This is a genomic window from Azospirillum formosense (assembly GCF_013340925.1).
Classification (GTDB): Bacteria; Pseudomonadota; Alphaproteobacteria; order Azospirillales; family Azospirillaceae; genus Azospirillum; species Azospirillum formosense.
Window position 1 is genome coordinate 1 of record NZ_WHOR01000240.1, and the last position, 9,108, is coordinate 9,108.

The 9,108-nt window shown below is 70.4% G+C and carries 7 protein-coding genes and 1 pseudogene; 3 read left to right on the plus strand and 5 right to left on the minus strand.

Features of this window, described 5'->3' with window-relative positions; all coding sequences use genetic code 11:
* The coding region (locus tag GBZ26_RS23175) for a glycosyltransferase family protein (protein WP_486598850.1) at window positions 1–1,132 on the plus strand (1,132 nt) is incomplete at its 5' end.
* Window positions 1,129–3,042 (plus strand): O-linked N-acetylglucosamine transferase, SPINDLY family protein, encoded by a 1,914-nt coding sequence (locus GBZ26_RS23180; protein ID WP_174440872.1) that lies wholly within the window; start codon window positions 1,129–1,131, stop codon window positions 3,040–3,042. The genes GBZ26_RS23175 and GBZ26_RS23180, both read left to right, overlap by 4 nt.
* Before the next feature lie 12 nt (window positions 3,043–3,054).
* Here the strand turns inward: GBZ26_RS23180 and GBZ26_RS23185 are convergent, their stop codons facing one another.
* The 5 genes from GBZ26_RS23185 to GBZ26_RS23205 all read right to left on the minus strand — a co-directional run bounded on the left by GBZ26_RS23185 (window position 3,055) and on the right by GBZ26_RS23205 (window position 8,529).
* The gene (locus tag GBZ26_RS23185; RefSeq protein ID WP_174440873.1) at window positions 3,055–4,368 is read right to left on the minus strand and encodes a tetratricopeptide repeat protein; all 1,314 of its coding nucleotides are present in this window, start codon (window positions 4,366–4,368) and stop codon (window positions 3,055–3,057) included.
* A gap of 96 nt (window positions 4,369–4,464) precedes the next feature.
* The gene (locus tag GBZ26_RS23190; protein ID WP_174440874.1) at window positions 4,465–5,628 is read right to left on the minus strand and encodes an acyl-CoA dehydrogenase family protein; all 1,164 of its coding nucleotides are present in this window, start codon (window positions 5,626–5,628) and stop codon (window positions 4,465–4,467) included.
* A gap of 6 nt (window positions 5,629–5,634) precedes the next feature.
* Window positions 5,635–6,510 carry an HpcH/HpaI aldolase/citrate lyase family protein gene (locus GBZ26_RS23195; RefSeq protein ID WP_174440875.1) on the minus strand — a complete coding sequence of 292 codons (876 nt, stop codon included), beginning with the start codon at window positions 6,508–6,510 and terminating at the stop codon, window positions 5,635–5,637.
* Between the two features lie 37 nt (window positions 6,511–6,547).
* Window positions 6,548–7,387: an HTD2 family dehydratase gene (locus GBZ26_RS23200; protein WP_174440876.1), complete on the minus strand. Its 840-nt coding sequence runs from the start codon at window positions 7,385–7,387 to the stop codon at window positions 6,548–6,550.
* A gap of 2 nt (window positions 7,388–7,389) precedes the next feature.
* Window positions 7,390–8,529, minus strand: coding sequence for a CaiB/BaiF CoA transferase family protein (locus GBZ26_RS23205; protein WP_174440877.1), 1,140 nt, complete (start codon window positions 8,527–8,529; stop codon window positions 7,390–7,392).
* A gap of 90 nt (window positions 8,530–8,619) precedes the next feature.
* On the opposite strand from GBZ26_RS23205, the pseudogene GBZ26_RS23210 reads away from it, so the two are divergent.
* Window positions 8,620–9,108: pseudogene (locus GBZ26_RS23210) on the plus strand (hypothetical protein); the annotation flags it as partial.

Consider the following 9,108-nt stretch of genomic DNA (forward strand, 5'->3'; position numbering starts at 1 on the left):
GGCCCGCGCCCCGTGGGGGGGGCAGAAGGCGGGGCTGGTGGCCCCGGCGGATGTAGACCGCGCCGCGGGCACCGCCTTTTTCTCCCAGCCTTCCGTCCGGCCTGGCCGCCAGCGGGCCGTGCCCCTCCAGGCGATCGGGATCTTCGGCCCCGAATCCTGGAAAGAGGAGAATCCCGCCCCGCCGGTTCCCGCCAAGGCCCTGCTGAACTTCCTCATCCCTCCGGCGGTCGAGCGGGTGCCCGGTCTGGCCACGGTGACCTTCACGATGTTCGAGGGCACCCGGATCCCGCCGGCATGGCGGCGCCAGAGCGAGCACAGCGACCTCATCATCGTGCCCAGCGAATCGTCCCGTATGGCCTGGGCGGCGCAGGGCTATCCGGAGGATCGTCTGCGGGTCTGCCCCCTGGGCGTCGATCCGGAGGACTCCGACAGCGGCGCCCCCGCACCGACCATGGTCGTTCCGCGCGGGAGGCTGGTCTCCAGCTACCGGCACCGCTTCATCAACGTCTCGGATTTCATACCCCGCAAGAACATCGACGGCCTGCTGCGGGTCTGGCTGCGCAGCACGGCGCGCATGGACGACGCGGTGCTCATCCTGAAGCTGGGCAAGGGAAACAACCCGGCGTTCGGCGCGGAACTCGGCGAGCTGGTCCGGCGGACGGAGGAGGCTGTCGGGAAACGGATGGCCGACGCGGCGCCGGTGGTGCTGATCAACCAACTCCTGTCGGATGTCGACATGACGGGGCTGCTGCGAGCGGCCAACCATTATTGGAGCATGTCGCACGGCGAGGGCTGGGACCTTCCCCTCTCAAAGGCCGGAGCCATGGGCTTGGGCCTGATCGCGCCGCGCCATTCCGCCTATGTGGACTACCTCGACGACCGGGTGGCCCGGCTGATCCCATCCGCCGTCCGCCCCGCGCGCCTGCCCTACAGCGAGCAAGCCTACGCGCCGTTCCACGGGCTCGACTGGTGGGACCCGGACGAGGACGCCGCGGCGGCCATCCTGACCGCCATCATCCGCGGCGACGACACCGGCCTTCCGTCGGCCCGCGACCATCTGGTGCAAGGCTTCACCTGGACCCGTGCGGCGGACCGGCTGCTCGCCATCCTCGACGACGCGGGCCTGCGGTGACGGGAGCCCCGGCCGAAACGGCGGCACTGCGGAGCTTCGCCACCGCCCTGGACCATCATCGGGCGGGCCGGCTCGCTGCTGCCGAGGCCGGTTACCGGGCGATCCTCCGCGACGATCCCGGACACGCCCACGCCAACAACAATCTGGCCATCCTGCTGCGCAGCATGGGCCGATGGGAGGAGGCCGTCGCCTGCTACCGCCACGCGGTTGCGGCTCTGCCGGACGACGCGCCGATCCGCAGCAACCTTTCCTGCGCGCTGGCCGACCTCGACCGGCCGGCGGAAGCGCTGGCGGCGGTGCGCGTGGCGCTGTCGCTGTGCCCGGACTACGCCGACGCCTGGTTCAACGCCGGCAACCTCCTGAAATCCGCACGGGAGCCCGGCCGGGCGATCACCGCCTACCGCCGGGCGCTGTGGCTGAAGCCCGGCATGGGCGGGGCCCACAGCAACATGGGCGACGTCCACCGCGACCTCGGGGAGTCGAGCCGCGCCGTGGACTGTTACCGGGCGGCGATCCAGGCGCAGCCCGACCTGCCGCAACCCGTCGTCAACCTCGGCGAGGCGCTGAAGGAGCAGGGGCGGATCACCGAAGCCATCGCGGTCTTCCAAAACGGGACGGAGCGTCATCCCGATCTGGCCCTGCTCCATTCCAATCTGCTGTTCGCCCTGCACTACACGCCCTGGGTGCCGCCCGAGATCATCGCCCGCGCCCACGCGCACTGGAACGAGCGGCACGCCCGGCCGCTGATGCGGCGGGGCCGGCGGTTCCCCAACGACCGCGACCCCGACCGGCGGCTGCGGGTGGGCTATGTCTCCCCGGACTTCCGCGCCCACGCCTGCGCCCATTTCATCGAGCCCCTGCTGCGCGAGCACGACCGCGGTGCGGTCGAGGTGTTCTGCTACGCCACCTCGAACCATCACGACGCGATCACCGAACGCATGAGGAGTCTGTCCGACGGATGGCGGTCGCTGGTCGCGCTGGACGACGCGGCCGCCGCCGCGCTGGTCGAGCGCGACGGCATCGACATCCTGGTCGATCTGGCCGGCCACACGGCGCACAGCCGGCCGCTGCTGTTCGCCCGCAAGCCGGCCCCGGTCCAGGTCGCCTGGCTGGGCTATCCCGACACCACCGGCATGCCGGCGATCGACCATCGCCTGACCGATGCGGTCGCCGACCCGCCGGGCCGCACGGACGCCTGGCACGCCGAGCGGCTGGTCCGCCTGCCCAAGGGGTTTCTCGCCTTCCAGCCGCTGCGCTTCGTCACCCCGCGCGACGAACCGCCGGCGCTGGCCAACGGTTTCGTGACCTTCGGGTCCTTCAACAACGCCGCCAAGGTGACGCCGGAGGTGGTGCGGGTCTGGTCGGCCATCCTGGCCCGCGTGCCATCCGCCCGCCTGTGTCTCAAGAGCCGCGCCTTCGCCGACACGCCGACACGCGCGCGCTATCTCCAGCGGTTCGCGGGCAACGGCGTGGACCCCGGCCGTGTCGATCTGCTTCCCCCGATGGACGCGATCGATCAGCATCTGCGGGCCTATGACCGGATCGACATCGGCCTCGACCCGTTCCCCTACAACGGCACCACCACCACCTGCGAAGCGCTGTGGATGGGCGTGCCGGTGATCACGCTCGCCGGCCGTCATCACGTCGCGCGGGTGGGAGCCAGCCTGCTGTCCCAGTGCGGGCTGGATGAGTTCATCGCGACCGACGAGGCTGGCTACGTCGAGACGGCCGTCGCCCTGGCCGGCGACGTGGGGCGCCTCGCCGCGCTGCGTCGCGGCATGAAGGACCGGATGGAGCGTTCGGCGCTCAGCGACCATCGCGGCTTCGCGGCGGCGGTCGAGGTGGCCTACCGCGCCATGTGGCGGTCCTGGCTCGGGTGTGAACAGGACGCAGCGGCGGCGGACCGCTGAGCGCCGGCCGCATCACTGGCCGGTGAAGCGGCGGACCTCCTCGCGCAGGGCGACCGCCGCCCGGGCGAACACCGGTTCCCAGTCCTGGTCGGGACCTTGGCGGAACAGCCGCATCGTCGGGTACCAGGGCGTGCGGTCTCCGGAAAAGCCATAGATCCAGTAGGGAACGTGCTGCACGAGGTTCCAGACCGGCGTGCCGAGGGACCCGGCGAGGTGCGCCACGGAACTGTCGGTCATGATGACGAGGTCGAGCTGTTCCAGCATCGCCGCCGTGTCGGCGAAATCGTCGAGGTCGGGGCCGAGCGAAGTCACCAGATGACCGGCGACGCCGCTGTCGGCGAGTTCGGCGGCGGGCGGCCCCTTCTGAAGGCTGTAGAGCCGTACACCCGGCACCTCGGCAAAGCGCAGGAACCGGGCGAGGCTGGTGGCGCGCCGGCCGTTGTCGGCGAAGGTCACGCGCCCCGACCAGACGATCCCGACGCGCAGCGTGCCCGGCTCCCGCGCGCCGAGCCGATGGGCGGCCTTCTCGCGGGACGAGTCCGGAACGGTCAGGGTGACCGGTGGGGGGACCGAGGCCAATGTGGTGCCGAACAGGCCCGGCAGGCTCATCTGCGACGCCTCGACGTCGAAGGCCGGCGGCGGGCTTCCTGGTTGCAGGACGACGTCGACTTCCAGCCCCGACAGCACCCGGCGCAGCTCCGGATGGCATTCGTACAGCACCCGGCCGCCCAACGCCTTGACCAGCGGCATGTAGCGCGCCGCCAGGAGCGCGTCGCCGAACCCCTGCTCGGCAAACAGGAAGAGGGCGCGTCCGTCGAGCGCGCCTCCGTTCCAGGTCCGTTCCGACGGTGGGCGACCATGGTAGGAGGCAAGCCCGCGCCTGGCCTCGTAATCCGTGAAGCCATGGACGTAGTCGCCGATCTGAAGCCGGGCGAGCGCCCGCTCCCAGCGCAACTCGGGAGTGGCGGTCCCGCCCGCCGCCGCCCGCTCGATCATCGCGAGCGTTTCCTTGAAGCGTCCCGCCTTGCGCAAGGCCACGGCGTTGTTGAAGAGGAAGGCCGGGGCGTCGGGTTCGAGCCGAAGCGCCTCCGCATGCGCGGCCAGCGCCTCGTCGAACCGACCGGCCTCGACCAGGGCGTTGCCGAGATTGCTCCAGATGCCGGCGGTGGCCGGAGCGACCTCCAGCCCCCGCCGGTGGCAGGCAATGGCGCCCTCCAGCTTTCCCGCACGGCGGAGGAGATGGCCGAGCATGCTCCAGGCGCCACCATCACGCGGATTGGCCGCAAGGACGGCTTCCAGCGTGGTCGTGGCCTGTGCGTGGTCCATCCTCGTCTCCCCGGCGCGCCGTGGCCGAACGGTGAGACCACGCTGCGAGCATAGACCCGTTTGATCGCGCGGCTGTCAACCACGCGCCTCGGCCGGTCAGTAGGACTTCGGCAGGTCCAGGACGTGCTCGGCGACGTAGGCCAGGATCAGGTTTGTGGAGACGGGCGCCACCTGATACAGCCGGGTCTCGCGGAACTTGCGCTCCACGTCGTACTCGCTGGCGAAGCCGAAGCCGCCGTGGAACTGCAGGCAGGCGTTCGCCGCCTCCCACGAGGCCTTGGCGGCGAGGTACTTCGCCATGTTGGCCTGGGCGCCGCAGGGCTCCCCCGCGTCGTAGAGGCGGCAGGCCTCGAAGCGCATCAGGTTGGCGGCCTCGACCTCGATGAAGCTCTCGGCGATGGGGAACTGCACGCCCTGGTTCTGCGCGATCGGGCGGCCGAACACCTGACGGTCGCGGGTGTAGTCGCAGACCTTGTCGACGAACCAATAGCCATCGCCGATGCATTCCGCCGCGATCAGCACCCGTTCGGCGTTGAGGCCGGTCAGGATGTATTTGAATCCCTGGCCCTCCTCGCCGATCAGGTTCTCCGCGGGGATTTCCAGATTGTCGAAGAACAGCTCGTTGGTCTCATGGTTGACCATGTTGCGGATGGGCCGGACGGTCATGCCGTTGGCCATCGCCTCCTTGATGTCGACGATGAAGATCGACATGCCCTCCGACTTCTTGCGCACCTGATCGAGCGGCGTGGTGCGGGCGAGCAGGATCATCAGGTCGGAATGCTGGACGCGGGAGATCCACACCTTCTGCCCGTTGATGACGTAGCGGTCGCCCTTCTTCTCCGCCCGGGTCTTGATGCGGGTGGTGTCGGTGCCGGTGGTCGGCTCGGTGACGCCCATCGACTGGAGGCGCAGCTCGCCCGCCGCGATCTTCGGCAGGTAGCGGCGCCGCTGCTCCTCCGAGCCGTGCCGGACCAGCGTGTTCATGTTGTACATCTGGCCGTGGCAGGCGCCGGAATTGCCGCCCGACCGGTTGATCTCCTCCATGATCACCGAGGCTTCGGTCAGGCCGAGGCCCGAACCGCCATACTCCTCCGGGATCAGGGCGGCCATCCAGCCGGCCTTGGTCAGCGCGTCCACGAATTCTTCGGGATAGCCGCGCTCCTCGTCGATGCGGCGGTGGTACTCGCTGGGGAATTCGGCGCAGAGCGCGCGCACGGCGTCGCGGATCTCGTCGAAGCCCTGACCGATGCTGCTCTTCATGTCTCGTTACTCCGCATTCTTGGTCGTAGGGGCGCTGCGCGCCAGGATGGCCTTGGCCCGCTCGGCGACGGGACGGTCGACCATGCGCCCGTCCACGGATACGGCGCCGCGCCCCGCCGCCTGGGCCTCGTCCCACGCCGCGACCACCCGCCCGGCCCAGGCCACGTCGGCGGCGGAGGGGGCGAAGACGTCGCGGACGACGGGCAGCTGGGCCGGATGGATGCACAGCGCGCCGGTCATGCCGACGGCCCGCGCCTGCACCACCATGGCGCGGTAGGCGTCGAGGTCCCGGAACTCGGCCAGCGATCCCGGCAGGCCGATCGCCGCGAGACCGCGGGCGGCGGCGGCCAGCGCGATCTGGCGGCAGGGCAGGGCGAGCAGCGCCTCGGTCGGCTCCACCCCCAGGCTCAGCGCGAAATCCTCGCTGCCCAGCGCCAGGGCCGCCACGCGCGGAACGGCGGCGATGTCGGCCAGCCGCTCCAGCCCCAGCGGGCTTTCGATCAGGGCGACGAGGCCGATGGCGCCCGGCGACAGGCCGCGTTCCGCCTCCCACTCGCCGATCATGGCGGACAGCACGCGCAGCGCCCCGGCGTCCTCCGCCTTGGGCACCACCAGCGCGGCCACGCCGGGGCGCACGGCGGCCTCCAGGTCGGCGACGGCGTCGCGCCAGCCGCTGTTGATCCGCACCAGCACCGGCACGCCCAGCCCGTGCAGGCGGTCGATCGGCGCGGGAAGCCCGCGGCGGGCCTCCGGCTTGCCGGCGGGCAGGACCGCGTCCTCAAGGTCGAGGATAAGGGCGTCCGCCCCGCGCTGGTGGGCCTTCTCCAGCAGCTTGGCGTTGTCGGCGGGGACGAAGAGATAGGATCGGTACGGCAGGGCCATCAGACGCGCCCTCCAACCGTGTCGCGCGTTGCCGCCGTCATGACCGTTCGGCCTCCAGCTCGGCGGACATGGCGACGAAGCCCTCGTGGTCGGTCACCCACAGCGTGGCGCCGGTGGCGGTCGGGGCGCCGCACAGGGTCAGCGGATGGATGTCGAACAGCGGCCGCTTCGCCCGGAAGCGGAAGCCGGTCACCCGCGCCCCCGGATTCTCGCGCAGGAACAGATCCATCAGCATGGTCGCGCTGAGCGGGCCATGGAAGACCAGCCCCGGATAGCCCTCGACGTCGCGGCAATAGTCGCGGTCGTAATGGATGCGGTGGCCGTTGAAGGTCAGGGCGGAGTAGCGGAACAGCAGCACGGGATCGGGCTGGATGCGCCGCTGCCACACCGCCTCGCCCGTCGGGCGCTCGCCGGGGACGGGGGCGTCGCCGGGCTTGGCGGCCTCGCGGTAGACGATGTCGTGGAATTCGGTGATGGCGACGCCGGCGGCGGTGCTGATCTCGTGCCGGACCTTCACGAAGACCATCCGGCCCGACCGGCCCTCCTTCGGGGTGACCTCCTCGATGGTCGAGCGGCGGGTGATCGCCTCGCCGCTGCGGATCGGCCGGTGGAAGGTCAGGGTGTCGCCGGCCCACATGCGGCGGGGCAGTTCCACCGGCGGCAGGAAGCCGCCCTTGTGCGGGTGGCCGTCCTCGGCGATGTCGCGCTGCAAGGCCTTGGGCAGGAAATACAGCCAATGCCCGAGCGGCGGCACCTCGCCCGCCGGCCAGGGCGGGTTGTCGTGGTCGAGCATCGCCGCCAGTCCGGTCAGCGCCACCGGCGACGCGACGTCCTCGGCGCCTTCCGACCGGCCGATCCAATCGCGCAAATGGTCCATGGTCATGCTCCCCCCTGTTGTTTAGTGATTTCACGCCGGACGGCGTCGGTGTGCTGGCCCAGCGCCGGAACGGCGCCGGAGGCGTAGGGTCGGCCGCGCACCTGCACCGGCGGCGCCACCACGTCGACCGGGCCGCCCGGCGTCTCGGCGGTCACGCGGCGCAGCTGCGCGTGGGTGGACAGGTCCGCGACCTCGTTCAGCGAGCCGAAGGCGGTGCGCGCGCGGTTCAGGCGGCGCACCGCCTCGGCGTGGTCCATGGTCCGGAAGATGGCGGCGACGAGGCCGTCCAGCTCCGGGCGGTTGGCGACGCGGCGGTTGTTGGTCGCGAAGCGTTCGTCGGTCGCCAGCTCCGGCCGCAGCAGCACGTCGGCGCAGAAGGCGACCCATTCGCGCTCGTTCTGGATCGACAGCACCACCTGCCGGCCGTCGGCCAGGGCGAAGGCGGAATAGGGGGCGATGCTCGGGTGCATCAGCCCGACCCGTCCCGGCGCCTTGCCGCCATGGTCGTGGTGCATCAGCGGCACCATCATCCATTCCGCCAGCGAATCGAACAGGGACACCGCCACCGCCGACCCCTCGCCGCTGCGCTCGCGCTCCAGCAATGCCTGGAGGACTCCGGTGTAGGCGTTCATGCCGCAGGCGATGTCGGCCACCGAGACGCCGACGCGCCCCGGCTGGTCCGGCGACCCGGTGATGGAGGCAAGCCCGGTCTCGCTCTGCACCAGCAGGTCGTAGGCCTTCATGTCGCGGTAGGGGCCGTCGTCGCCGTAACCGGAGATGTCGCAGGTGATCAGCCGGGGATGGCGCCGCCGCAGATCGTCGGAACCGAAGCCGGCCCGCTCCGCCGCGCCCGGCGCCAGATTCTGCACGAAGACGTCGGCGCGGGCGATCAGCCGCTCCAGCAGTTCGGCGTCCTCGGGCGTCTTGATGTCGAGGACGACCGATTCCTTGCCGCGGTTGAGCCAGACGAAATAGGAACTCTGCCCGTGGACCACGGCGTCGTAGCCGCGGGCAAAGTCGCCCTCCGGCCGTTCGATCTTGATGACCCGCGCTCCGGCGTCGGCGAGACGCGACGTGCAGAGCGGTGCGGCCACCGCCTGCTCCAGCGAGACGACCAGAAGTCCCGTCAGAGGTGAAGTCATTCTGGAAAGCCTCCGCTGCAAGCCAGGGCCGATCGTCCGAGGCCGCGATGGTAAACAGCCGGACCGGCCCCGATCCAATACAGATGGGGCATGCATCGCATAACGAAGCGCTATGAGGCCAATCGCCGTCAGCCCCATCGCCGGCGCGCCGTCAAGCGTTCCAGCGATCCGGCCTTTGCCGCCAAGGTCGAGGACATCCCCGCCAAAATCGACCGGCTCCCGGTAGCTTTTGAATGGGGCCGTGCACTGGCTGTTTGGTTGCGGCGGTCATACTCGCAATTCCCATCCACCTATGCGAGCAGCCTCCTTGTCGTCGCCGATGCGACGGTTCAGCCTCGACGACGTGTCTCGTTCAGCGTCCGCAGCCCTCCGATAGGCCGACCCCTCGGCTGGAAAGGAGACGTGATGGGAATTCTTCTGGCCTTCGCGCCCTTCATCGCCTTCGCCGTACTCGACCGACTGGTCGGGCCAGTGGAGGGACTCATCGCCGGTGCCCTCGTTTCAGCCACCATGCTGCTGCGCGACTGGATGAGCCCCGGCAAGAGACCGAAAATCCTCGAGATCGGCACGGTGCTGTTG

Bases quoted from the DNA above. Each gene is read 5' to 3' on its own strand.
- GBZ26_RS23185 (WP_174440873.1), bottom strand. From the start codon at position 4,368: ATGGACCACGCACAGGCCACGACCACGCTGGAAGCCGTCCTTGCGGCC.
- GBZ26_RS23190 (WP_174440874.1), bottom strand. From the start codon at position 5,628: ATGAAGAGCAGCATCGGTCAGGGCTTCGACGAGATCCGCGACGCCGTG.
- GBZ26_RS23195 (WP_174440875.1), bottom strand. From the start codon at position 6,510: ATGGCCCTGCCGTACCGATCCTATCTCTTCGTCCCCGCCGACAACGCC.
- GBZ26_RS23200 (WP_174440876.1), bottom strand. From the start codon at position 7,387: ATGGACCATTTGCGCGATTGGATCGGCCGGTCGGAAGGCGCCGAGGAC.
- GBZ26_RS23205 (WP_174440877.1), bottom strand. From the start codon at position 8,529: ATGACTTCACCTCTGACGGGACTTCTGGTCGTCTCGCTGGAGCAGGCG.